This window comes from Pantoea sp. R102, assembly GCF_004916815.1.
In the GTDB taxonomy this organism is placed as follows: Bacteria; Pseudomonadota; Gammaproteobacteria; order Enterobacterales; family Enterobacteriaceae; genus Pantoea; species Pantoea dispersa.
Genome location: NZ_SDFT01000057.1, coordinates 1 through 22,301, shown reverse-complemented (window position 1 = coordinate 22,301; position 22,301 = coordinate 1). Strand labels below are relative to the sequence as shown.

Here is a 22,301-nt window from a genome sequence, read left to right as displayed (position 1 = left end):
GGGCAGGGCGATCTGCTGGCCGAGCGCGCGCAGGATACCGGCGGTCATGCCCCAGATAAAATAATCTTCATACCATGACAGCCACACCTGGTGCTGGCGATGACCGCGGCGCAGCGTCAGTCCGCTGTAGCGCCCCAGCCGCAGCGCCTCTGCGAGCGGCATGGAAAAGGCGCTTTCAACTTCATCCGGGTTGAGCTGCAGCGGCAGGTGCGGCGGGATGATACCGACCACGGGCGTGACGGCGAAACCGGTACTGCTGGTGACCGGCGGTAGCACGCCGACCACCCGCACCTGCTGCGGTGCGATGCCCACTTCTTCCTGCGCTTCACGCAGCGCGGTGGCGATCAGCGAATCGTCAGTGGCATCCATCATGCCGCCGGGGAACGCCACCTGCCCGGCATGTTTGCGCAGCAGCGCGGAGCGGCGTGTCAGCAGCAGTTCGGGCTGGTCGCCATCAATCACCGGTACCAGCACCGCGGCACGGCGTCCGCTGATCACGCTGTGCGCGGTCGCCAGCGGCGGCTGCAGCACAAAGCGACTGAGAAACTGCGCCAGCGTCAGCTCCATATCACGCCTCATCACGCAGACAGGGCAGAATACGGTTGAGCTTGTGCAGCGTCTCCTGATATTCCGCCTCAGCATCGCTGTCAGCCACCAGGCCGCCGCCCGCCGCGCAGTACAGCTGCTGGTTTTCGGCAATCAGCGTGCGGATGGTAATGCTGCTGTCCATACGCCCGCACAGGCTGATGTAGCCGATACTGCCACACCACGCATTGCGCCGCTGCGGTTCGAGTTCCTCGATGATCTCCATGGCGCGGATCTTGGGCGCGCCGGTAATGGAGCCGCCGGGGAAACAGGCGCGCAGCAAATCGGTAGCGGAGAGCGCGTCTGGCAGTCTGGCCCGCACCGTGCTCACCAGGTGATGCACCGCCGGGAACGGCTCCACCACAAACAGCTCCGGCACGCTGACGCTGCCCGGCTCGGCGACGCGGCCAATATCATTACGCAGCAGGTCGACAATCATCAGGTTTTCCGCCCGATCTTTTTCGGCGCTGGCCAGTTTCTCCGCCTGCAATCGATCGGCCTGCGGATCGGCCAGGCGCGGCAGCGTGCCTTTAATCGGGCGGGTTTCAATCTGCTGTTGCTGCAGCGAGAGAAAACGCTCGGGCGACAGACTCAGCACGGCACTGTGCGGCAGACGAAGGAAGGCGCTGAACGGCGCGCGGTTGGCGCGGTTGAGACGTAAAAACGCCTGCCACTCATCGCCGCGATAGCTGGCCTGAAAACGCTGCGCCAGATTAACCTGGTAGCAGTCGCCCGCCTGAATGTAGGCCTGCACTGCCTGGAAACGCGCGGCGTACTGCGCATAGCTCATATTGGCCTGCCAGTCGCTGGTCAGGGCAAAGGGTTTGGGCTGCGGCACCGCCAGCGCCTGTAGCCACTGCCAGCGCTGCTCCGCGTCGTGCTGGGCAATCAGCGTCAGCGTCTGGCGATGATGATCGGCAATCAGCGCCCAGTCATAAATGCCGACCGCCATATCCGGCGTGTGTAAATCCTGCTGCGCCCGCTGCGGCAGCGTTTCGAAACGGCGACCGAGGTCATAACCAAACAGACCCAGCGCGCCGCCCTGAAACGGCAGATTTGCATCAAACGCCGGCCGGATGCCCAGCGCGTCCAGCTGTTGCTGCACCAGCTGCAGCGGATCGGCGTTAGAGTGGCTGATGCCGGTGCCGTCGTCGATGGCGGTACTGTCACCGCGCGTCGTCAGGGTCACCCGCGGGTCGGCGGTGAGGATATCGAAACGGTTATCCGCGTGCTCGGCGTGACCTGAGGTCAGCAGCATCGCCCACGGACGGTGCGCCAGCGTGGAAAAACGGTGTAAAAGTGTATCGGGCGTATACTGTAGCGAGAGGGTTTTCACGTTCGTTTGGCTAAATCAGTTCAGCAGGCAGGCGCGTAGCCTGGCATATTTTTTTGCTGCTGGCACCTGTTTGTTCAGCGTGGAATAATGCGTCCCCCCATTACAGGAGTGCATCATGTTTTCAGGTCTTCCGGCTTTATCGCACGAACAACAGCAGCAGGCAGTGGAACGTATTCAGGAACTGATGGCCGGCGGCATGTCCAGCGGGCAGGCGATTGCGCAGGTGGCGCAGGAAATTCGCCAGAGCCATCAGGGCGAAGCGATTCGGGCGCGCTTCGAAGAGGACGAAGACGACGAATAGCGCCCGGCGAGCGTTATAGCGCGGCGATGATTTTGATTTCCACTTTATAGCGCGGATTCATCAGGCCGGCCTGCACCGTGCAGCGTACCGGCGCATTACCCGGCGAGACCCACGCATCCCAGGCGCGGTTCATCGCGGCAAAGTCCTCTTTGTCTACCAGGAAAATGGTGGCGTCGAGAATTTTGCTTTTATCCGAACCCACGCGCGTCAGGATGCGGTCAATCACCGCCAGCGCGTTGGCGGTCTGCGCTTCCGCATCGTCATCCAGATTCTCCGGCACGCTGGTGTAATACACGGTCTGGTCATGTACAACCGCTTCGGACATGCGGTGCTCGGCATCAATACGCGTAATGGTCATACTGTTCTCCTTTATTTTTGCTGCGTTAGCCTGCCATATCCCATGGCCGGCTGTCATCTGTTGTGGTCGCCTGCGGTGAATCCTGACATAATTACAGTAGTTTTAAGAGCAATCGGTGAGGATGTGTGGCAGACGATTTTGCAGCGGATGGCGCGTTAGCGCAGGCGATTCCCGGCTTTAAGCCGCGCGCGGCACAGCGCGAAATGGCGCAGGCAGTGAGCGAAGCGGTGCAGCAGGCGGGCGAGCTGGTGGTCGAGGCCGGCACCGGCACCGGTAAAACTTATGCTTATCTGGCACCGGCGTTGCGGGCGAAGAAAAAAGTCATCGTGTCGACCGGTTCCAAAGCGTTGCAGGATCAGCTCTACAACCGCGATCTGCCGACCATTGCCCGCGCCCTGGCGTTCAGCGGCAAAACTGCGCTGCTGAAAGGGCGCTCCAACTATCTGTGCCTGGAACGGCTGGAGCAGCAAAATCAGACCGGCGGCGATCTCAGCGTGCAGGCGCTCGGCGATCTGATTAACGTGCGCAGCTGGTCTTCGGAGACCGTCGATGGCGACGTCAGCAGCTGCGCCGGCGTCGCGGAAGACAGCCCGATCTGGCCTTACGTTACCAGCACCAACGATAACTGCCTCGGCAGCGATTGCCCGCTGTATAAAGATTGCTTCGTGGTGAAGGCGCGCAAAAAAGCGATGGATGCGGATGTGGTGGTGGTGAACCATCACCTGTTTCTCGCTGACCTGGTGGTCAAAGAGGGGGGATTTGGCGAGCTGATCCCGGAAGCCGACGTGATGATCTTCGATGAAGCGCACCAGCTGCCGGATATAGCCAGCCAGTATTTTGGCCAGCAGCTGTCGAGCCGGCAACTGCAGGATCTCGCCAAAGACATTATCCTTGCCTACCGCACCGAGGTGCGCGATGTGCAGCAGCTGCAGAAATCCGCCGACCGGCTGGCGCAGTGCGCACAGGATTTCCGCCTGACGCTGGGCGAGCCCGGTTTTCGCGGCAATCTGCGTGACCTGCTGAGCGACAACAACATCATGCGCATGTTTACGCTGCTGGATGATGCGCTCGAGCTGTGTTACGACGTGATTAAGCTGTCGCTGGGCCGTTCCGCGCTGCTGGACGCTGCCTTCGAGCGTGCCGCGCTGTATCGCACCCGGCTCAAGCGTTTACGTGCGATTGATGAACCGGGCTTTAGCTACTGGTACGAATGCAGCAGCCGGCACTTTACGCTGGCGCTGACGCCGCTGTCGGTTGCGGAGCGCTTCCGCGAAGTGATGGACGGACGCAAAGCGGCGTGGGTGTTTACCTCGGCGACGCTGGCGGTCAACGAACAGATGAGCCACTTCGCCAGCCGGCTCGGCGTGGATAATGCCCGCACCCTGATCCTCGAAAGTCCGTTTGATTATGCGCAGCAGGCCTTGCTGTGCGTGCCGCGCAACATGCCGGAACCCAACTATCCTGGCGGTGCGCGTCAGCTGGCACGCATGATGAAACCGCTGATTGAAGCCAACAAAGGGCGCTGCTTCTTCCTGTGCACCTCGCACAAAATGATGCGTGAGCTGGCGGCGGAGTTCCGCGCCTCCATGACCTTACCAGTGCTGTTGCAGGGCGAAACCAGCAAAGGGCAGCTGCTCAAACAGTTTCTTGATGCCGGCAACGCACTGCTGGTGGCCACCAGCAGCTTCTGGGAAGGCGTTGACGTGCGCGGTGATGCGCTGTCGCTGGTGATCATCGACAAGCTGCCGTTTACCTCGCCGGAAGATCCGCTGCTGAAGGCGCGCATGGAGGATTGCCGTCTGCACGGCGGCGATCCGTTCAACGATGTGCAGCTGCCGGACGCGGTGATCACCCTCAAGCAGGGCGTGGGCCGTCTGATTCGCGATACCGACGATCGCGGCGTGCTGGTGATTTGTGACCAGCGGCTGGTGTCGCGTCCGTATGGCGGTCTGTTCCTTAATAGCCTGCCGCCGACACCGCGCACCCGCGATTTACAGCGTGCGATTGACTTTGTGCGTCCGCCAGAGCAGCACTAATTTGTGCCAGGCTGTGGTAAGATGCGCGCCATTTTGATTCTCTGAGGTTGTTATGTCCGCCCGAATTTTAGCCCTGGACACCGCGACAGAAGCCTGTTCTGCCGCGCTGCTGAATCAGCAGCAGATCGATGCCCGCTTCGAAATCGCGCCCCGCGATCATACTCAACGTATTCTGCCGCTGGTGCAGGAATTGCTGCAGGCGCAGTCGCTGGCGCTGAGCGCGCTGGACGCACTGGCGTTTGGCCGCGGGCCCGGCAGTTTTACCGGCGTGCGCATCGGCATTGGCATCGCGCAGGGCCTGGCGCTGGGCGCAAATCTGCCGATGATTGGCGTATCCTCGCTGGCAACCATGGCGCAGGGCGCCTGGCGTTTGACCGGGGCAACGCGCGTGCTGGCGGCGATTGATGCGCGCATGGGTGAAGTCTACTGGGCAGAGTATCAGCGTGATGAGCAGGGCGAGTGGCAGGGCGCTGAGAGCGAAGCCGTACTCAAGCCGGAAGCGGCACAGGCGCGCATCGCGCAGCTGAGCGGCGAGTGGGCCACTGTCGGCACCGGCTGGCAGGCATATCCGCAGCTGCTGGCTGGCACGACCGGGGCACAACTGCTGACCACCACGGTCACGCTGCCTGCCGCAGAAGATATGCTGCCGCTGGCGCTCAGCGCCTGGCAGCGCGACGATAGCGTGGCGGTGGAAAATGCTGAGCCGGTTTATCTACGCAATGAAGTGGCATGGAAAAAATTGCCGGGGCGCTAGGCGCCTACGCAACTTATTTTTGCACCTTCAGTCTAACGGAGAAATAACAGGAGAAGTGCTATGCCAATTAGTCGTAAAGGGATGTCTGGCGCTCTGTTAGCCTGTGCGCTGTTGCTCAGCGGCTGCGTGTCAGTGCCGGATGCCATTAAAGGGAGTTCTCAGCTTCCACAGCAGGATTTATTACGCGTGATGAATGCGCCGCAGCTGTATGTCGGCCAGGAGTCGCGCTTCGGCGGCAAAGTCGTGAAGGTAACTAACCTCAACGGCCTGACCCGGCTGGAAATTGCCACTCAGCCGCTGGATGACAGCGCGCGACCGCGCCTCGGTGCTGCCTCCATTGGCCGCATTTATGCGGACATTCATGGCTTTGTTGATCCGATCGACGTCAATAATCAGTACGTCACGGTGCTGGGCAACATCAAAGGCACCGAGAAAGGGGAAATTGGCAAAGCCAGTTACAACTTTGTGGTGATTGATGTGCGCGGTTATCAGCGCTGGCATCTGACTCAGCAGGTGATGACGCCGCCGCAGCCGATCGATCCGTGGATTTGGTACGGGCCGACGCGTCGCCATCCCGGCTATTGGGGTCCTAACCCCTACTGGGGCATGAACACCGGCGGTCCGGCGCAGGTTGAGACCATTCTTACCGAATAGCGCTAAACAGGTTTTTTTACGGCCCGGTCGTGGTGCTCGCGAACGGGCCTTTTTATTGGGCGCGCAACCGATGCGCGAAATTTAGTGATGCGCCTCGCAACCTGAAAATGCCGGAACAGGCAAACTGGTACAATCAGTTAAAATATTGTTAACAACACTGATTGCAGAGGCAGCGATGGCTACGCAACAAGAATATCGGGGTGAATCTTTGAACAAGGTTTGGCTGAAACGCTATCCGCCAGATGTACCAGCGGAAATTAACGCAGACCGTTATCCCTCTTTGGTCGATCTTTTCGAACACGCAGCGCAACGTTATGCCGATCAGGTGGCTTTCATTAATATGGGCCAGCCAATGACTTACCGCCAGCTGGAGCAGCAGAGCCGCGCTTTTGCGGCTTGGCTGCAACAGGGATTAGGCTTGCAGCAGGGCGATCGCGTCGCGTTGATGATGCCGAATCTTCTGCAGTATCCGGTGGCGCTGTTTGGCGTCCTGCGTGCCGGTATGGTGGTGGTGAATGTTAACCCGTTGTACACGCCGCGCGAGCTGAAGCACCAGCTTAATGACAGCGGTGCCAGTGCGATTGTCATTGTCTCCAACTTCGCCCATACGCTGGAAAAAGTGGTCGCGGAAACCCCGGTTAAGCACGTGATGCTGACGCGCATGGGCGATCAGCTGGCGCCGGTGAAAGCTACGCTGGTCAATTTCGTCGTAAAATACGTGAAAAAGCTGGTACCGAAATACCATCTGCCAGGGGCGGTACCGTTCCGTCATGCGCTGCAGCAGGGCGAGCAGATGAGCTATCATCGTCCTGTGATCAATAATCAGGATCTGGCATTTCTGCAGTACACCGGTGGCACCACCGGCGTGGCGAAAGGTGCCATGCTGACCCACGGCAACATGCAGGCTAATCTGGAGCAGACCAAAGCCACTTACGGTAAACTGCTGCGCGCCGGTCAGGAGCAGGTGGTGACCGCGCTGCCGCTTTATCACATCTTTGCCCTGACGGTGAACTGTCTGCTGTTCCTCGACCTGGGCGGCACCAACCTGCTGATTACCAACCCGCGCGATATTCCCGGCTTCGTTAAAGAGCTGAGCAAATTTCCCTTTACCGCCATCACCGGTGTTAATACGTTGTTCAACGCCCTGCTGAACGATGCCAATTTTAACCAGCTGGATTTCTCCACGCTGCGTCTGTCTGCCGGCGGCGGTATGGCGGTGCAGAAAGCGGTGGCCGAGCGCTGGGAGAAACTCACCGGACACTATCTGCTGGAGGGCTACGGACTCACCGAATGCTCACCGCTGGTGTCGGTTAATCCGTATGATATTACCTGCCACACCGGCAGCATCGGTTTGCCGGTTCCGTCCACCGACGTGCGTATTGTCGATGATGAAGATCGCGACGTACCGCCGGGCGAACCGGGCGAACTGTGCATTCGCGGGCCGCAGGTCATGATTGGCTACTGGCAGCGACCGGATGCCAGCGAGGAAGTGCTGAAAAATGGCTGGCTGCACACCGGTGATATTGTTACCGTGGACGCTGAAGGTTTTATCCGCATCGTCGATCGTAAAAAAGACATGATTCTGGTGTCCGGCTTTAACGTGTATCCTAACGAAATCGAAGATGTGCTGATGCAGCACGCCAAGGTGCGCGAAGCGGCGGCGATTGGCGTGCCGAGCGATCTCTCCGGCGAAGCGGTGAAAGTGTGCATCGTGAAAAAAGATCCATCGCTGACGAAAGAGGAAGTGCTGGATCATTGTCGCCGTCAGCTCACCGGCTATAAAGTGCCGAAGATTATCGAGTTTCGTGATGAGCTGCCGAAGACCAACGTCGGTAAAATTTTACGTCGCGAATTGCGCGACGAGGCGAAGCGTGAAGCGTAGTACTGGCTTCCGCTGAATGCTCAGGTTAACGCCGGCACCGTCCGGCGTTTTTATTGCTTTTAACATGGAGCGCTGTGCGAGGTTTGCCGCAGCGAGAAAGACAACGTGAATTACACCCTGATCGACCATAATGACCAGCTGGCCGCCGTATGCCAGCAGGCCCGTCAGCATCGCGCCGTGGCGCTGGATACCGAATTCGTGCGCACCCGCACGTACTATCCGCAGCTTGGCCTGATCCAGCTCTTCGATGGCGAGCAACTGGTTCTGATCGATCCGTTAACCATCAGCGACTGGGCACCGTTTATTGCGCTGCTGCAGGATCGTCAGCTGACCAAGTTCCTGCACGCCGGCGGGGAAGACCTCGAAGTCTTCCTGCATCGTTTCGGCTGTCTGCCGGAGCCGATGATCGATACGCAGATTCTGGCCGCTTTCGCCGGGCAGCCGCTGTCGTGGGGCTTTGCCGCGATGGTCAATCATTTCAACCAGATTGAGCTGGATAAGAGCGAAGCGCGCACCGACTGGCTGGCGCGTCCGCTTACCGAGCGGCAGTGCCAGTACGCTGCAGCCGATGTGGCTTATCTGCTGCCGATCGCCCATCAGCTGGTGGCGCAAACCGAAGCGGCAGGCAACATGGCGGCGGCGCTGAGTGAGTGCGCTACGCTGTGTCAGCGCCGTCTTGACGTGCTGCAGCCGGAAGAGGCGTGGCGCGATATCACCAATGCGTGGCAGCTGCGTCCGCGCCAGCTGGCGGTGCTGCAGCGTCTGGCCGCGTGGCGTCTCAACCTCGCCCGGCAGAAAGACATGGCGGTGAATTTTGTGGTGCGCGAAGAGAACCTGTGGAAAGTCGCGCGCTTTATGCCCGGCAGCCTTGGCGAGCTGGATCATCTCGGCCTGAACGGTCACGAAATCCGCTTCCACGGTAAGGCGCTGGTGGCGATGGTGGCAGAGGCGCAGGCGCTGGATGAGGCCGCATTACCGCCGCCGTTGCCTAATCTGATTGACCACGCGCACTACAAGCAGGCGTTTAAAGCGATTAAAGCGCTGGTACAGCAGGTGAGTGAGCAGACCGGTTACAGTCAGGAGCTGTTAGCATCACGGCGCCAGATTAACCAGGTGCTGAGTGTGCACTGGGGACTGAAAAGCGCCACGCGTCCGCCGGAACTGCTGGCAGGCTGGCGGGGTGAGGTGTTGAAAGCCGGTATCGACGAGATTTTACACACGCTGTAAGCGGAACGTTTTCCCCTGCGCAACCACGCAGGGGAAAATCAGGAACCCGCTACAATCATTTAGGAACGTCTTCCGTCTCCGGCAGCGTCACGTTGAGCTCGAGGATTGAGATGTCATCCCCTTTCTGATCCAGCTGCACCGTGACCATGTCCGGGTCAATTTTCACGTATTTACAGATCACTTCCAGGATATCGCGCTTCAGCTGCGGCAGATAGTGGGGCTCACTGTCGCCCCTTCTGCGTTCGGCCACGATAATCTGCAGCCTTTCCTTGGCTATGTTGGCTGTGTTCTTCTTACGGGATAAAAAGAAATCAAGTAATGCCATTGGTTATCCCCCGAACAGGCGTTTCAGGAAACCCTTCTTCTCTTCTTCGATAAAGCGGAAGGGGCGTTCTTCGCCAAGCAGGCGATCTACGGTATCAGCGTAAGCTTTACCGGCGTCAGAGTTTGCATCGAGGATCACGGGCTCACCCTGGTTAGACGCGCGCAGCACCGACTGATCTTCCGGAATCACACCGACCAGAGGAATGCGCAGGATTTCCAGCACGTCTTCCATGCTCAGCATGTCGCCACGCGTTACGCGTCCCGGGTTATAGCGGGTCAGTAACAGGTGCTCTTTTACCGGCTCTTCGCTGTTTTCAGCGCGGCGCGATTTCGACGAGATGATGCCGAGAATACGGTCTGAGTCACGCACGGAAGAGACTTCCGGGTTGGTGGTAATGATCGCTTCATCCGCGAAGTACAGCGCCATCAGCGCACCGGTTTCAATACCGGCCGGCGAGTCGCAGACGATAAAATCGAACTCCATTGCCGCCAGGTCGTTCAGCACTTTTTCCACGCCTTCGCGGGTCAGGGCATCTTTATCACGGGTTTGTGAGGCGGGCAGAATATAAAGCTGCTCGGTGCGCTTGTCGCGAATCAGTGCCTGATTCAGCGTCGCATCGCCCTGAATAACGTTGACAAAGTCATACACCACGCGGCGTTCACAGCCCATGATCAGGTCGAGGTTACGCAGACCGATATCGAAATCGATCACCACGGTTTTTTTGCCTTTCTGCGCTAACCCTGTGGCGATGGCCGCGCTTGACGTGGTCTTGCCAACGCCCCCTTTACCCGATGTAACTACAATGATGCGTGCCATAAATGTTGATTTCCTTAACGAAAGAAAAGGGGCCTAATTAAGTGTCTGGATTGTGAGCGCGCCCTCTTTAAGGCACAGGCGCGCAGCTTTACCAAAGAATTCCGCCGGGATCTGGTCCATGATCCAGTATTCGCCGGCAATGGAGACCAACTCTGCTGACAGGTTGGTGCAAAAAATCTGGCAGTCGCGATCGCCGCTGGCACCGGCCAGGGCGCGGCCGCGCATCATGCCGTAAATATGAATGTTGCCGTCTGCCACCAGTTCGGCACCGGCGCTGACGCTGCTGGTGACGATCAAATCGGCGTTGCGCGCATAAATCTGCTGACCGGAACGCACTGGCGTATTGATGATCCGCGTTTTGCTGGCCGGTTCGCTGACCGGCGGCGCGACCGCTTCCGGCTCCGGCGCGGGCGCATCAGCGCGTTTGCGGTTCTCTTTACCCTCTGACAGCACCGGCAGGCCAGCGCGGGCAATCATCTTTTTCAGGGCTTCATCTTTACAGCCGCTCACGCCCACAATGCGTAAGCCGGTGGCGCTGACGGCCTGCTGCATCTGCTTCCAGTTGATGTCACCGTTCAGGGCTGACACGTTCAGCACCACCGGCGCGTTGTGCAGAAAAGCCGGGGCCTGGTCGATTTTGTCCTGCAGCGCCTGACGAATCACCTCGGGTTGCGAATGGTGCAGATGAACAACTGACAGGGTAAAACTGCTGCCCTTGAATTCGATTGGCGATTGCGACATCTGTCCTGACTCAGTCCTGTTTTACGACCCTGAAGTAAACGCCGATAAAATCGTCATTAACACCCGCGGGTCAATATTCGAAGTTCTGCAAGCATGTTATAGTTACTGCTATATTCAGGCAAGTGACGCCCTTAGTTAATTCGAGTAAAAAATATGTTTTGTGTGATCTATAGAAGCCCGCAACGTGACCAGACTTATCTGTATGTAGAAAAAAAAGACGATTTTTCGCGCGTCCCGGAAGAACTGCTGCGCGGCTTTGGCAAACCGCAGCTGGCGATGGTGCTGTCCCTCGACCAGCGCGACAGGCTGGCCAACGCTGACATCAATAAAGTGAAGCAGGGTTTAAGCGAACAAGGTTATTATTTGCAGATCCCACCACCGGTTGAAAGTCTGCTCAACATTCATCTTGAACAGGGTAAAAAAGTTTAATTCAGATTCATCTGTAAAAATATATCCTGTAAATATAATCAGTGCTTCGGCATTAATTTAATTGCTCACCTTAACCCATTATTGTGGGCAATAATCGTTGTCTTAAGCGGCGGACCTGATGAACAGGGGAACGGCTTTTGCCGCTTTCCGTCACGTGCGCCGCGATAAACCCGCTAATATAGTGCTCAGCAGCCTGCCACGTTCCGGCGGCTGATGAGACATCTTCGCCAGCGCGGCTGGCACCTAACACAACTCAAGCAGGGGATTAGCATGTATCAGCATCGTAACTGGCAGGGCGCGCTGTTGGATTATCCGGTCAGCAAAGTGGTGTGCGTCGGCAGCAACTATGCAAAGCATATTAAAGAGATGGGCAGCGCCACCCCGAGTGAGCCGGTGGTGTTTATCAAACCGGAAACCGCGGTGTGCGATTTGCGGCAGCCACTGTCGATCCCGGCCAGCTTTGGTGAGGTGCATCATGAAGTGGAGCTGGCGGTGCTGATTGGTGCCACCCTGAAGCAGGCCAGTGAAGAGCACGTGGCGAAAGCGATTGCCGGTTATGGCGTCGCGCTGGATTTAACGCTGCGCGATCTGCAGGCCGGGTTTAAGAAAGCCGGTCAGCCATGGGAGCGCGCCAAGAGTTTCGATAACTCCTGTCCGCTGTCCGGGTTTATCCCGGCGGCTGAATTCAGCGTCGATCCGCAGGATGCCGAACTCAAACTGGTCATTAACGGCGAGGTGCGCCAGCACGGCACTACGGCAGATATGATCCACAAAATTCTGCCGCTGATTGCTTACATGAGCCAGTACTTTACGCTGCGCGCCGGTGACGTGGTGCTGACCGGTACGCCTGAAGGCGTGGGCCCGCTGCGCTCCGGCGATAAGCTGGAAGTGTCGCTGGCCGGTCACGGTATCAGCACCCGCGTACTGTAATACTTGCATCACCGCACCTGAAGCTTTATAAGGTGCGGTCTTGTTGCTCAACCCGGACCGCTATCATGACCGACCAACCTTTCTGGCAGACCAAACGCCTGGACCAAATGAACGACGCAGAGTGGGAATCGCTGTGCGACGGCTGTGGACAGTGCTGTCTGAATAAGTTGCAGGATGCGGATACCGATGAGATTTACTTCACCAACGTCGCCTGCAATCAGCTCAACATCAAAACCTGTCAGTGCCGCAATTATGAGCGTCGCTTCGAGTACGAAGAAGATTGCATCAAGCTGACGCGCGAGAATCTCACGACCTTTAACTGGCTGCCGCGCACCTGCGCTTACCGGCTGTTAGGGGAGGGCAAAACGCTGCCGGCGTGGCACCCGCTGATTGCCGGGTCGAAGAAGGCGATGCATGCTCAGCGTATTTCGGTGCGATACATCGCGGTGCGCGAGAGTGAAGTGCGCGACTGGGAAGAACACATTATTGACCGGCCGGATCGGAACGGCTGATAACGCAACAGGCAGCCGCGGCTGCCTGTTTTGTCTGAGACTTAGTTTGACTGGTATTCAGCGACCAAACAGATCGCGACGTTTTGCTTTGAACGGTTGCGCAATCAATACCAGAATGCCCACCAGCAGATAAGCGGCAAAAATCACGATCATCCACTGCGGCATGCTCCAGGTCAGGAAAGTCCATCCGCGTTCGGCGCAGTCACCGCTGGCGACAAATACCGCCGGCAGCCATTTATCCAGCGGCAGCCAGCTCGGGAAGCGAGCAGCAAAATCGCAGGTCACAAACGGGTTGGGATGCAACTGAATCATGGTGTGCTCATAAGAGAGGCGTACCCCTTCATAAGCGCTGTAGAGCCAGATGGCGATGGCGGCCCAGCGCAGCGGCGTTTTAGGCGCAATTGCACCGACCAGGCCGGCGCCCATGACGCCAAACAGCGCACAACGCTCATAGATACACATTACGCAGGGTTGCAGTCCCATCACGTGCTGAAAGAACAGCGCAACCAGTTCAAAAACCAGGGCGGTCAGGGCCATTAATAACCAGGCACCGCGTCCGCGTGAGCATTGATTCAAGTATCGCAACATATTGCTTTTCCCGTAGCCGTTAATGCATCGCAGTGTAAACCAAAAGCGTACCCGTGCCAGCCAGGCAGGGGGAAAAAATCATGTATAAAAATGACTTATCCCTGATCCACGCCAAAAAATCGTGGCTTTTAGCACACGGCATCAAAAGCGCCCACGTAAGCGCAGCGTAACCCACGGCTTTTTTCGCTGCGCAGCTGCTGAATTTTGCGCCAGCGCGCGCTTTTAATCCGCTGGCAGGCTATTTCCGCTATGACCCCTCTGGTATGATGAGTGCTATTACGACAAAGAAAGCAACGAGAAATAAATGCTATGGTGATTAAGGCACAGAGCCCTGCAGGATTCGCTGAAGAGTACATAATTGAAAGCATCTGGAACAGCCGTTTTCCGCCGGGATCGATTCTTCCTGCCGAACGTGAGCTTTCTGAACTGATCGGCGTGACCCGCACCACTCTGCGTGAAGTGCTGCAGCGGCTGGCTCGTGATGGCTGGCTGACCATTCAGCATGGTAAACCCACCCGCGTCAATGATTTCTGGGAAACGTCTGGTCTTAATATCCTCGAAACGCTCGCCCGTCTTGACCACGACAGTGTGCCGCAGTTAATTGATAACCTGCTGTCAGTGCGCACCAATATCGCGTCGATATTTATCAGTCGCGCGCTGCGCCATCATCCGGATAAGGCGCGTGAAGTGCTGGAGAGTGCGCTGAGCGAGGAAGATCAGGCTGAAGCCTATACCGAGCTGGATTACCGCGTGTTTCGCGGCCTGGCCTTTGCTTCCGGCAACCCGATTTACGGCCTGATTCTCAACGGTCTGAAAGGGCTGTACACCCGCGTTGGCCGCCATTACTTCTCAAATCCGGAAGCGCGTGAACTGGCGCGTAACTTTTATCGTCAGCTGGCGGATCTGTGTGGCAAACAGCCGACGCAGGATCAGATCGTCGACAGCGTGCGTAACTACGGCCGCCGCAGCGGTGAAATCTGGCACAGCATGCAGAAAAGCATGCCGGATGATTTGAGCAGTAAGCGTTAACAGCGCACAAACGTTTCGCGGGTTCCAGTCCCGGACAGTCAGTATTCGCTGCTGCCGGGCTGCTCCTCGCGCCGCTTACGCGGTACCTTCGGCGTTCACGTTGCGCCTGACGGACCGGCCGGTATCGGTCTTCCTGACCGGCCCGGCCTGATTCCTGCCTCCCCGCGGGAATCTCCTGGCGCTACGTAAAAGCCTCAGCGCTGCGAATAGCCCGCTGCATCAGCGGATACTGACTGTCTGTGAAGTTGGTGCAGGATTATCTGTGAAATTAGGGTCTTACCAGGCAGGAAGATAAATGCTCGTCCCTGAGCATGGGGATTGTGTTTAAAGCGCCGGTCCGCGCGCCGGACAGCGATCCAGCAGCTCCACGCTGCCATCTTCGTTCTGCTGTTCCAGATTGACATCAAAACCCCACAGCCGATGCACATGCTTCAGCACATCGCGACGGCTCTTATCGAGCGGGGCACGCTGCTGCGGCACATAGCGCAGCGTCAGCGAACGGTCACCGCGCAGGTCAACGTTGTACACCTGAATATTCGGCTCCAGATTGCTCAGATTGTACTGCGCCGACAGCTGCTGACGAATCGCGCGATATCCCGCCTCATCATGAATGGCGGCAATCTCAAGATAGTTATTGCGATCGTCGTCCATCACCGTAAACAGACGGAAATCCCGCATCACTTTTGGCGACAGGAACTGGCTGATGAAACTCTCGTCTTTAAACTCGCGCATGGCGAAATGCAGCGTCTTCAGCCAGTCGGAGCCGGCGATGTCCGGGAACCAGTAGCGATCTTCCTCGGTTGGCGACTGGCAGATGCGCTTGATGTCCTGGAACATGGCAAAGCCCAGCGCATACGGGTTGATACCGTTATACCACTGGCTGTTATACGGCGGCTGATACACCACGTTGGTATGGCTGTGCAGGAACTCCATCATAAAGCGCTCCGACACTTTGCCCTCATCGTACAGGTGATTCAGGATGGTGTAGTGCCAGAAGGTCGCCCAGCCTTCATTCATCACCTGGGTCTGTTTCTGCGGGTAAAAATACTGGCTGACTTTACGCACAATGCGCAGCACTTCACGCTGCCACGACTCCAGCAGTGGCGCGTTCTTTTCCATAAAGTACAGCAGGTTTTCCTGCGGCTCAGAGGGATAGCGCGCCGCCTCGACCTGGGTAAACTCTTTCTCTTTGCGTGGCAGGGTGCGCCATAGCGTATTGACCTGGCTCTGCAGATACTCTTCCCGGCTTTTCTGCCGCGCTTTCTCTTCCTGCAGCGAAATCTTTTGCGGGCGTTTATAGCGATCGACGCCATAGTTCATCAGCGCATGACAGGAATCCAGCAGCCGCTCGACCTCTTCCACGCCATAACGCTCTTCGCAATCAGAGATGTAGTTACGCGCGAACAGCAGGTAATCGACAATCGAGCTGGCATCGGTCCAGCTGCGGAACAGATAGTTATTTTTGAAGAAAGAGTTGTGGCCGTAGCAGGCATGCGCCATCACCAGCGCCTGCATGGTCATGGTGTTCTCTTCCATTAAATAAGCGATACAGGGATTCGAGTTAATGACGATTTCATACGCCAGTCCCTGCTGGCCGTGTTTGTAGCGCTGCTCGGTTTCGATGAATTTCTTGCCGAACGACCAGTGGGCATAGTTGATGGGCATCCCCACGCTGGAGTACGCATCCATCATCTGCTCGGAGGTGATCACTTCGATTTGGTGCGGGTAGGTATCGAGCCCATAGCTTTTGGCCACGCGGTCGATCTCCGCCAGGTAGACATCAAGCAGTTCAAAGGTCCAGTCGGGACCGTCACTGAGTCGTTTGCTGTTGCGGGTTGGCTCGTCAAACATTGTCGTCATAGCGCACCTCTGTTTTGCAAGCGGCAGGCAACAGAGTGTCACCTGTCACGATCGTTTAAGGCTTCATCCTGAGAAAGACAGCCCAAAAAAACTGAGCGAACACTTCAATGATAGTCCACTGTCGCTTATCCGATGCGGGAACTCAATCGAATTCTTTTGGTACAAAATCATCATAATAGGCGTGCTTTGGTAGCTAATAAGGTGATGTGTTATCTGAGTGATAAATTGCAGCATTAAATCCTGTTTATAAGCGCGCGATATGACTGCGGCGCTTTCTCCTGAAAAAAGTGAGATGCTCTGCCTTTCGCATAATAATTCGCTGGTTAACGCTTTTAAGGCACAAAAAACTCTGATTTTGGCGCGACCGCATGATTTCAGTGTGCAGTTAAGTGAAAAACATGTGAAATGAAAGGGTCGAATGTAATATCAGTTCAGCCATCGGGTTATGCTAAACCCGATGGTGATACCAGTTAATTATGCTTTTCTCGATGAGGGGCTTATGCGCGTAGTCATTCTGGGTAGTGGTGTCGTAGGGGTAGCCAGTGCGTGGTATCTGGCGCAGGCGGGGCATGACGTCACCGTAATCGATCGCCAGCCCGGCGCGGCGTTGGAAACCAGTGCCGGCAATGCCGGGCAGATTTCGCCCGGCTATGCGGCACCCTGGGCGGCGCCCGGTGTACCGCTCAAGGCGGTAAAGTGGATGTTTCAGAAACACGCACCGCTGGCGGTGCGACTTGACGGCAGCAAGTTCCAGCTGGAGTGGATGTGGAATATGCTGCGCAACTGCGACATGCGTCACTACCAGGAAAACAAGGGCCGTATGGTGCGCATCGCCGAATACAGCCGCGACTGCCTGAAGGCACTGCGCAGCAGCACCGGCATCGCCTATGAAGGGCGCCAGGGCGGCACTTTGCAGCTGTTCCGCACGCAGCAACAGTTTGACAGCGCCAGCAAAGACATCGCGGTGCTGCGTGAAGCGGGTGTGCCTTATGAGCTGCTGGAAGCGCATCAGCTGCACAGCGTAGAGCCGGCGCTGGCAGGTACCGCGCACAAGCTGACCGGCGGCCTGCGCCTGCCGAATGACGAAACCGGTGACTGCCAGCTGTTTACCCAGCGTCTGGCGGCGATGGCAGCCGCAGCCGGCGTCACTTTCCGTTACGATACGTCGGTGGATCAGCTGTTGCGCGAAGGCAATCGCATCTATGGCGTGAAGTGCGGCGATGAGGTCATCAAAGCCGATGCTTACGTCGTGGCGTTTGGCTCTTACTCCACGGCGCTGCTGAAAGACATCGTGTCGATTCCGGTCTATCCGCTGAAAGGCTATTCCCTGACTATCCCGATCAAAGATCCGCAGGGCGCGCCGGTTTCCACCATTCTGGATGAGACCTATAAAGTGGCGGTGACACGCTTTGATGACCGCATTCGCGTCGGTGGCATGGCCGAAATCGTTGGTTTTAACACCAAACTGTTGCCGGCACGACGTGAAACGCTGGAGATGGTGGTCCGCGATCTCTATCCTGAAGGCGGGTATGTTGAACAGGCTACGTTCTGGACCGGACTGCGCCCGATGACGCCGGATGGCACGCCAATTGTCGGGCGCACGCCGCTGACCAATCTCTGGCTGAACACCGGGCACGGTACGCTGGGCTGGACGATGGCCTGTGGTTCCGGCCAGTTGCTGGCCGATCTGATTTCGGGACGTAAACCGGCCATCGCCGCCGACGACTTGTCGGTGCTGCGTTATCTGCCGGGCTTTGCGGCCCCGGCATCGCCGCTGCGTAATGCCAGCGCGACGCGCTGATACTTCAGGGAGAGTAAAAACATGTCACGTCCTACGGGTGCCACCATTAATCAACAGGCGCTGCGCCACAATCTGGCGATTGTGCGTCAGGCGGCACCGCACGCGCGCGTCTGGTCGGTGGTGAAGGCCAATGCCTACGGCCACGGCATTGCCCGCGTATGGCAGAGTCTGGCGGAAACCGACGGTTTCGCGCTGCTGAATATGGAAGAGGCGATCCTGCTACGCGAGCAGGGCTGGAAAAAGCCAATTCTGCTGCTGGAAGGCTTCTTTCACGCCGATGACCTGACGCTGATCGATCGCTATCGCCTGACCACCAGCGTACACAGTAACTGGCAGATTCAGGCGCTGGCGAAGGCGCAGCTGTCGGCGCCAGTCGATGTTTATCTGAAGATCAATAGCGGCATGAACCGTCTCGGTTTTCGTCCGGAACAGGCACAGGCGGCCTGGCACAAGCTGCGTGCGTTGCCCAGCGTGGGGGAAATGACGCTGATGGCGCACTTTGCCGATGCGGAAAACCCGCAGGGGCTGGTGGAGCCGATGCAGCGCGTGGAACAGGCGGCGGAAGGGCTGAACTGTCCGCGTTCGCTTGCCAACTCAGCGACCACGCTGTGGCATCCGCAGGCGCATTTTGACTGGGTGCGGCCCGGGATTATTCTCTACGGCGCGTCACCGAGCGGCGACTGGCAGGATATCGCCAGTACCGGTCTGCAGCCGGTAATGACGCTCAGCAGTGAAATTATTGGCATACAGCAGATCGGTGCCGGCGAGGGCGTTGGCTACGGTTATCGCTACCACGCGGCCGCGCCACAGCGTATCGGTATTGTGGCCTGTGGCTATGCTGACGGCTATCCGCGCCATGCGCCGACCGGTACGCCGGTCAGCGTTGATGGCATCCGCACGCAAACGCTCGGGGCGATCTCGATGGACATGATGATGATTGACCTTGAACCCTGCCCGCAGGCGGGTATCGGTTCGCGCGTGGAGCTGTGGGGCAACGAGGTGAAAATTGATGAGGTGGCGAAAGCCGCCGGAACGGTAGGCTACGAGCTGATGTGTGCACTCGCGCCGCGCGTCCCGGTCACGCTTAGTTAAGCGCTGTCACTGTACCACGCATGTTCTTACTGCAGCGCCAGGCGATCAGCGCCAGCGCTGCACCCACCAGCATCATCAGCGCTAACGCTGATTTCTCTGCCACCGGCAGCGCCACCATCGCCAGGCTGCCACCCGCACCGCCCGCCATCTGAATAAATCCCTGCAGCGCCGCCGCCACACCCGCCTGCTGCTGATACGGCTCCAGCGCATAGCTGGTGGCCGGCCCGACGGTGAAGGCCAGGCCGGCTACCGAGATCGCCACCGGAATCATGTACAGCGACCAGTGGGTTTGCCAGGCCGCAGGTAACAGCGCCATCCCCGCCACCAGCAGCAGCGCACCGAGCAGCATGGTGACAAACCCCATGGCGAGACAAAACGGGCGGCCCGCTTTACGAATGGTTTTATTGACGAAGGCACTGACCAGCATGATCCAGAAGCCGTTGGCGCCAAAGGCAAACGAGAACTGCAGCGGCGTCAGGCCACCTTCGGTCATCAACACGTGCGGCGCCAGCGAAACGTAGGTCAGCACCATGCCGAGCGCGCCCGCGTTGGCAAAGGCGAAAGCGAGAAAGCGCGGCTGCCGGGCGATGGCAGCATACTGCGCCAGCGGCAGCCCTTTAACGCGCAGCGTGTCCGCCGGACGCGTTTCCGGCAGTGCAACCACCACAATAATGGTAATCACCAGCGCATAGCCGCACAGGAACCAGAAGGGCGCACGCCAGCCATAGGCTTCCGCCAGAATACCGCCGAGCAGCGGTGCCAGCGCCGGCACGATGTTCAGCGCGCCATTGAGGAAACCATAAGCGCGCGCCGCGGCATCGCCGCTCAGCCGATCGCGCACGCCGCTAAATGCCACCACCGCGCTACAGCATACCGCGCAGCCCTGAATCAGGCGCGCCAGGAAGAACACCGGCCACACGGTGGCGGTTGCGGCCACTGCGCTGCCGATGATGTAAAGCGCGAGGCCGATCAGCGCGATCGGCTTACGGCCAAAATTATCCACCAGCGGACCGGTGACCAGCTGACCGATACCCATCACCAGCAAAAACAGCGGAATGGTGGTCTGGATCAGACTGACCGGGCTGTTAAGACCTTCGGCAATCTGCGGCAGCGTGGGGAGGTAGAGATCGATGCCCAGCGGTGCCAGCAGCACCAGGCTCAAAAGGAGTAGGGTAAACTTTTGCATCACGAACCAGTAACGTCCTGTTAAACAGGCGAGAAGGGTAATGAGTCTTCGACCAAAAAGAAAGGGCTAAAACGAAAAGGCGATGTCTGCCGGCACAGCGCAGACATCGCGTCGAGGGTATCAGTAAGCACCGTCGCGGCGCAGCACCACGCCAGCGGTTTTGAACAGAATAGCGATGTCGGTCCACAGCGCCCAGTTCTTCACGTACCAGGAGTCAAAATAGACGCGCGTATCGTAGTCGATATCGTTACGCCCGCTGACCTGCCACAGGCCGGTCATGCCCGGTTTGGCCATCAGATAGTAGTCGACATCGCCGGCGTAGCGTTCCAGCTCGGCTTCAATCACCGGACGCGGTCCCACCAGACTCATTTCGCCACGAATCACGTTCCACAGCTGGGGCAGTTCATCCAGGCTGGTTTTGCGCAGGAAGCCACCGATTTTGGTGATGCGCGGATCATTCTTCAGTTTGAAATCACGATCCCATTCAGCGCGCGCTTCGGCACTGGTGGCCAGCAGATTCAGCAGCACTTCCTGCGAGTTAGTCACCATTGAACGGAACTTCAGGCACTTAAACTTCACGCCATCCTGCCCGACGCGTTCGTGGCCGTAAATGGCATTGCCGCCATCGCGTTTTACCATCCAGCACAACAGACCGAATACCGGGGCAAGAAACAGCAGCAGCAGCGAGGCAACCACTACGTCGAAAGTGCGCTTGAGGAAACGCGAGGAGCGTTTCGCCAGGTTGTTACTGACGCGCAGGATCATCACTTCATGGCTGAAGATAAACGACATATCGGTGCCATACAGCGGCACACCGCGCAGCGTAGGGATAACCGAAATTGAGCGGCATTTCATCTTGGACAGAAACTTCAGCCATTTATCGCGCACCACCTGCTGTTCAAATTCGGTGGCGACAATAAATTGCGTGTTGTCACGGTCCATGGTTTGCCAGTTGATGTCTTTCCAGGTAATAACCGGCACGCCGTTAACATTTTCCTGGTGAGGCTCATCGTCCAGCGAGATAAACGCCTGCACGTTATAGCCGAGGATCTCCTCGCTCTGCAGCGCTGCGTAGGCTTCCATGGCGTTTTTACCGGAGCCGATGATAATGGTCTCTTTTTGCCACTGGCCCGCACGGTTGATAGCACGCTTCACGCCGGCGCGCATTAGCGGCAGCAGCAGCAGGGCATAGGTCCAGCTAAATACCCACACCATGCGCGAGAAGTCCCATTTGGAAAAGGCAATCAGCGCCAGATCCAGCAGCGAAAACACAAATAGCGTTTTGACGATTTCTTTCAACTCAAACCAGAACGGTTTGCGGTAGGTGTAGTGGCGCATACGCACCCAGAACCAGGCTGTGCACAGCACTGACAGACCTAACTGTGCGACAAAGCGGTATTCAATTTGCTGCGGCGGAATAAAACTGTCCAGTTCTCCCCAAATACCCTGGACGGTGGCCGCGGATAAAAATAATGCCAGGTTCAGTGCAATTAAATCCGAAAAGCTGAGTGCCACTTTCGCGATGAGATTTTTGCGCAGTCCGCTCCACGAGCGGGTTGCATCGTTCATTACCAATGTACTTGCCATAAAACCTGCTCTCTTTTCTTAAGTAAAAGATGGCCTGACCAGAATCAAGTACGCGCTCAGGAGTCGTCCGCTGAAAGCAGAAATAAAATAATATTCAGCGAGATATGAGTCAGTGCTGCCATAAGCGCTGCATGGAAAGGGCCGTTTGAGACGTGATTTACGTCACGAAAAGCTGCAGCAACGTTTAAGAGTATGCAGGAGTTATTTGACAGAGTTAATATGGAAAGAGTCTGAAAAAACAATATTTGATTAAAGTATAAACTGCCTAATCT

At 57.5% G+C, this 22,301-nt stretch carries 23 protein-coding genes; 12 read left to right on the top strand and 11 right to left on the bottom strand.

Annotated elements, in window-relative coordinates:
* Nucleotides 1-567 (bottom strand): CoA pyrophosphatase (locus tag ERD80_RS08210; protein ID WP_104189000.1); only part of this gene is annotated, 567 nt, incomplete at its 3' end.
* Between the two features lies 1 nt (nt 568).
* Nucleotides 569-1,921, bottom strand: a complete 1,353-nt coding sequence (gene pabB / locus ERD80_RS08205) for an aminodeoxychorismate synthase component 1 (protein ID WP_136546494.1) — start codon at nt 1,919-1,921, stop codon at nt 569-571.
* Between the two features lie 115 nt (nt 1,922-2,036).
* On the opposite strand from pabB, the gene ERD80_RS08200 reads away from it, so the two are divergent.
* Nucleotides 2,037-2,222 carry a YoaH family protein gene (locus ERD80_RS08200; protein ID WP_058774597.1) on the top strand — a complete coding sequence of 62 codons (186 nt, stop codon included), beginning with the start codon at nt 2,037-2,039 and terminating at the stop codon, nt 2,220-2,222.
* A gap of 13 nt (nt 2,223-2,235) precedes the next feature.
* Here ERD80_RS08200 and ERD80_RS08195 read toward each other — a convergent pair whose 3' ends face one another.
* Nucleotides 2,236-2,580: a RidA family protein gene (locus ERD80_RS08195; RefSeq protein WP_058757734.1), complete on the bottom strand. Its 345-nt coding sequence runs from the start codon at nt 2,578-2,580 to the stop codon at nt 2,236-2,238.
* A gap of 125 nt (nt 2,581-2,705) precedes the next feature.
* Here ERD80_RS08195 and ERD80_RS08190 point away from each other — a divergent pair, with 125 nt between their 5' ends.
* From ERD80_RS08190 to rnd, 5 genes are all read left to right on the top strand, one after another.
* On the top strand, nt 2,706-4,616 hold the full coding sequence (locus ERD80_RS08190) for an ATP-dependent DNA helicase (protein ID WP_136546492.1): 1,911 nt from the start codon (nt 2,706-2,708) through the stop codon (nt 4,614-4,616).
* Nucleotides 4,617-4,668: 52 nt separating this feature from the next.
* Nucleotides 4,669-5,370: a tRNA (adenosine(37)-N6)-threonylcarbamoyltransferase complex dimerization subunit type 1 TsaB gene (gene tsaB, locus ERD80_RS08185; RefSeq protein WP_136546490.1), complete on the top strand. Its 702-nt coding sequence runs from the start codon at nt 4,669-4,671 to the stop codon at nt 5,368-5,370.
* A gap of 60 nt (nt 5,371-5,430) precedes the next feature.
* Entirely contained in the window at nt 5,431-6,024 is a 594-nt protein-coding gene (locus ERD80_RS08180; protein ID WP_010616392.1) for a Slp family lipoprotein, read from the top strand.
* Nucleotides 6,025-6,232: 208 nt separating this feature from the next.
* Complete coding sequence (fadD, locus tag ERD80_RS08175) at nt 6,233-7,906, top strand: long-chain-fatty-acid--CoA ligase FadD (RefSeq protein ID WP_132462411.1); 1,674 nt, start codon at nt 6,233-6,235, stop codon at nt 7,904-7,906.
* A gap of 105 nt (nt 7,907-8,011) precedes the next feature.
* On the top strand, nt 8,012-9,133 hold the full coding sequence (gene rnd, locus ERD80_RS08170) for a ribonuclease D (RefSeq protein ID WP_059009717.1): 1,122 nt from the start codon (nt 8,012-8,014) through the stop codon (nt 9,131-9,133).
* A gap of 55 nt (nt 9,134-9,188) precedes the next feature.
* On the opposite strand, the gene minE is transcribed toward rnd, so the two are convergent.
* From minE to minC, 3 genes are read right to left on the bottom strand one after another with little or no spacing between them, the layout of a single operon-like run.
* Complete coding sequence (gene minE / locus ERD80_RS08165; protein WP_010616394.1) at nt 9,189-9,458, bottom strand: cell division topological specificity factor MinE; 270 nt, start codon at nt 9,456-9,458, stop codon at nt 9,189-9,191.
* A gap of 3 nt (nt 9,459-9,461) precedes the next feature.
* A complete protein-coding gene (gene minD / locus ERD80_RS08160; protein ID WP_136546488.1) occupies nt 9,462-10,274 on the bottom strand; it encodes a septum site-determining protein MinD in 813 nt (270 codons plus the stop codon).
* A gap of 33 nt (nt 10,275-10,307) precedes the next feature.
* Complete coding sequence (gene minC / locus ERD80_RS08155; RefSeq protein ID WP_021510043.1) at nt 10,308-11,015, bottom strand: septum site-determining protein MinC; 708 nt, start codon at nt 11,013-11,015, stop codon at nt 10,308-10,310.
* 153 nt (nt 11,016-11,168) lie between these two features.
* Between minC and ERD80_RS08150 the strand changes: the two genes are divergently transcribed.
* The 3 genes from ERD80_RS08150 (at nt 11,169) to ERD80_RS08140 (ending at nt 12,886) form a co-directional block, all read left to right on the top strand.
* Nucleotides 11,169-11,444, top strand: a complete 276-nt coding sequence (locus ERD80_RS08150) for a YcgL domain-containing protein (RefSeq protein ID WP_021510044.1) — start codon at nt 11,169-11,171, stop codon at nt 11,442-11,444.
* A gap of 270 nt (nt 11,445-11,714) precedes the next feature.
* Nucleotides 11,715-12,374 (top strand): fumarylacetoacetate hydrolase family protein, encoded by a 660-nt coding sequence (locus ERD80_RS08145; RefSeq protein WP_021510045.1) that lies wholly within the window; start codon nt 11,715-11,717, stop codon nt 12,372-12,374.
* A gap of 65 nt (nt 12,375-12,439) precedes the next feature.
* A complete protein-coding gene (locus ERD80_RS08140; RefSeq protein WP_021510046.1) occupies nt 12,440-12,886 on the top strand; it encodes a YcgN family cysteine cluster protein in 447 nt (148 codons plus the stop codon).
* 57 nt (nt 12,887-12,943) lie between these two features.
* Here the strand turns inward: ERD80_RS08140 and dsbB are convergent, their stop codons facing one another.
* The gene (gene dsbB / locus ERD80_RS08135; protein ID WP_040679952.1) at nt 12,944-13,474 is read right to left on the bottom strand and encodes a disulfide bond formation protein DsbB; all 531 of its coding nucleotides are present in this window, start codon (nt 13,472-13,474) and stop codon (nt 12,944-12,946) included.
* Nucleotides 13,475-13,783: 309 nt separating this feature from the next.
* Here dsbB and fadR point away from each other — a divergent pair, with 309 nt between their 5' ends.
* On the top strand, nt 13,784-14,503 hold the full coding sequence (fadR, locus tag ERD80_RS08130; protein ID WP_058757728.1) for a fatty acid metabolism transcriptional regulator FadR: 720 nt from the start codon (nt 13,784-13,786) through the stop codon (nt 14,501-14,503).
* Between the two features lie 324 nt (nt 14,504-14,827).
* On the opposite strand, the gene ERD80_RS08125 is transcribed toward fadR, so the two are convergent.
* Nucleotides 14,828-16,363 carry a SpoVR family protein gene (locus ERD80_RS08125; RefSeq protein WP_031280208.1) on the bottom strand — a complete coding sequence of 512 codons (1,536 nt, stop codon included), beginning with the start codon at nt 16,361-16,363 and terminating at the stop codon, nt 14,828-14,830.
* A 499-nt stretch (nt 16,364-16,862) separates the two neighbouring features.
* On the opposite strand from ERD80_RS08125, the gene ERD80_RS08120 reads away from it, so the two are divergent.
* Complete coding sequence (locus tag ERD80_RS08120; RefSeq protein ID WP_058771249.1) at nt 16,863-18,164, top strand: D-amino acid dehydrogenase; 1,302 nt, start codon at nt 16,863-16,865, stop codon at nt 18,162-18,164.
* Nucleotides 18,165-18,185: 21 nt separating this feature from the next.
* Nucleotides 18,186-19,256 carry a catabolic alanine racemase DadX gene (gene dadX / locus ERD80_RS08115; RefSeq protein WP_136546486.1) on the top strand — a complete coding sequence of 357 codons (1,071 nt, stop codon included), beginning with the start codon at nt 18,186-18,188 and terminating at the stop codon, nt 19,254-19,256.
* Here dadX and ERD80_RS08110 read toward each other — a convergent pair.
* From ERD80_RS08110 to ERD80_RS22645, 3 genes are all read right to left on the bottom strand, one after another.
* Nucleotides 19,249-20,442 (bottom strand): multidrug effflux MFS transporter, encoded by a 1,194-nt coding sequence (locus ERD80_RS08110; protein WP_136546484.1) that lies wholly within the window; start codon nt 20,440-20,442, stop codon nt 19,249-19,251. The genes dadX and ERD80_RS08110 overlap by 8 nt on opposite strands.
* Nucleotides 20,443-20,562: 120 nt before the next feature.
* Nucleotides 20,563-22,029: an undecaprenyl-phosphate galactose phosphotransferase WbaP gene (gene wbaP, locus ERD80_RS08105; protein ID WP_136546482.1), complete on the bottom strand. Its 1,467-nt coding sequence runs from the start codon at nt 22,027-22,029 to the stop codon at nt 20,563-20,565.
* Between the two features lie 56 nt (nt 22,030-22,085).
* Nucleotides 22,086-22,301: hypothetical protein (locus ERD80_RS22645; protein ID WP_211145575.1), on the bottom strand; the 216-nt coding region annotated here is incomplete at its 5' end.

Coding starts and splice junctions, on each gene's coding strand:
- ERD80_RS08150 (WP_021510044.1), top strand. CDS start 11,169: ATGTTTTGTGTGATCTATAGAAGCCCGCAACGTGACCAGACTTATCTG.
- ERD80_RS08145 (WP_021510045.1), top strand. CDS start 11,715: ATGTATCAGCATCGTAACTGGCAGGGCGCGCTGTTGGATTATCCGGTC.
- ERD80_RS08125 (WP_031280208.1), bottom strand. CDS start 16,363: ATGACGACAATGTTTGACGAGCCAACCCGCAACAGCAAACGACTCAGT.
- dadX (WP_136546486.1), top strand. CDS start 18,186: ATGTCACGTCCTACGGGTGCCACCATTAATCAACAGGCGCTGCGCCAC.
- tsaB (WP_136546490.1), top strand. CDS start 4,669: ATGTCCGCCCGAATTTTAGCCCTGGACACCGCGACAGAAGCCTGTTCT.
- minD (WP_136546488.1), bottom strand. CDS start 10,274: ATGGCACGCATCATTGTAGTTACATCGGGTAAAGGGGGCGTTGGCAAG.
- dsbB (WP_040679952.1), bottom strand. CDS start 13,474: ATGTTGCGATACTTGAATCAATGCTCACGCGGACGCGGTGCCTGGTTA.
- wbaP (WP_136546482.1), bottom strand. CDS start 22,029: ATGGCAAGTACATTGGTAATGAACGATGCAACCCGCTCGTGGAGCGGA.
- ERD80_RS08140 (WP_021510046.1), top strand. CDS start 12,440: ATGACCGACCAACCTTTCTGGCAGACCAAACGCCTGGACCAAATGAAC.
- ERD80_RS08200 (WP_058774597.1), top strand. CDS start 2,037: ATGTTTTCAGGTCTTCCGGCTTTATCGCACGAACAACAGCAGCAGGCA.
- ERD80_RS08180 (WP_010616392.1), top strand. CDS start 5,431: ATGCCAATTAGTCGTAAAGGGATGTCTGGCGCTCTGTTAGCCTGTGCG.
- minE (WP_010616394.1), bottom strand. CDS start 9,458: ATGGCATTACTTGATTTCTTTTTATCCCGTAAGAAGAACACAGCCAAC.
- ERD80_RS08110 (WP_136546484.1), bottom strand. CDS start 20,442: ATGCAAAAGTTTACCCTACTCCTTTTGAGCCTGGTGCTGCTGGCACCG.
- fadR (WP_058757728.1), top strand. CDS start 13,784: ATGGTGATTAAGGCACAGAGCCCTGCAGGATTCGCTGAAGAGTACATA.
- minC (WP_021510043.1), bottom strand. CDS start 11,015: ATGTCGCAATCGCCAATCGAATTCAAGGGCAGCAGTTTTACCCTGTCA.
- ERD80_RS08195 (WP_058757734.1), bottom strand. CDS start 2,580: ATGACCATTACGCGTATTGATGCCGAGCACCGCATGTCCGAAGCGGTT.
- ERD80_RS08120 (WP_058771249.1), top strand. CDS start 16,863: ATGCGCGTAGTCATTCTGGGTAGTGGTGTCGTAGGGGTAGCCAGTGCG.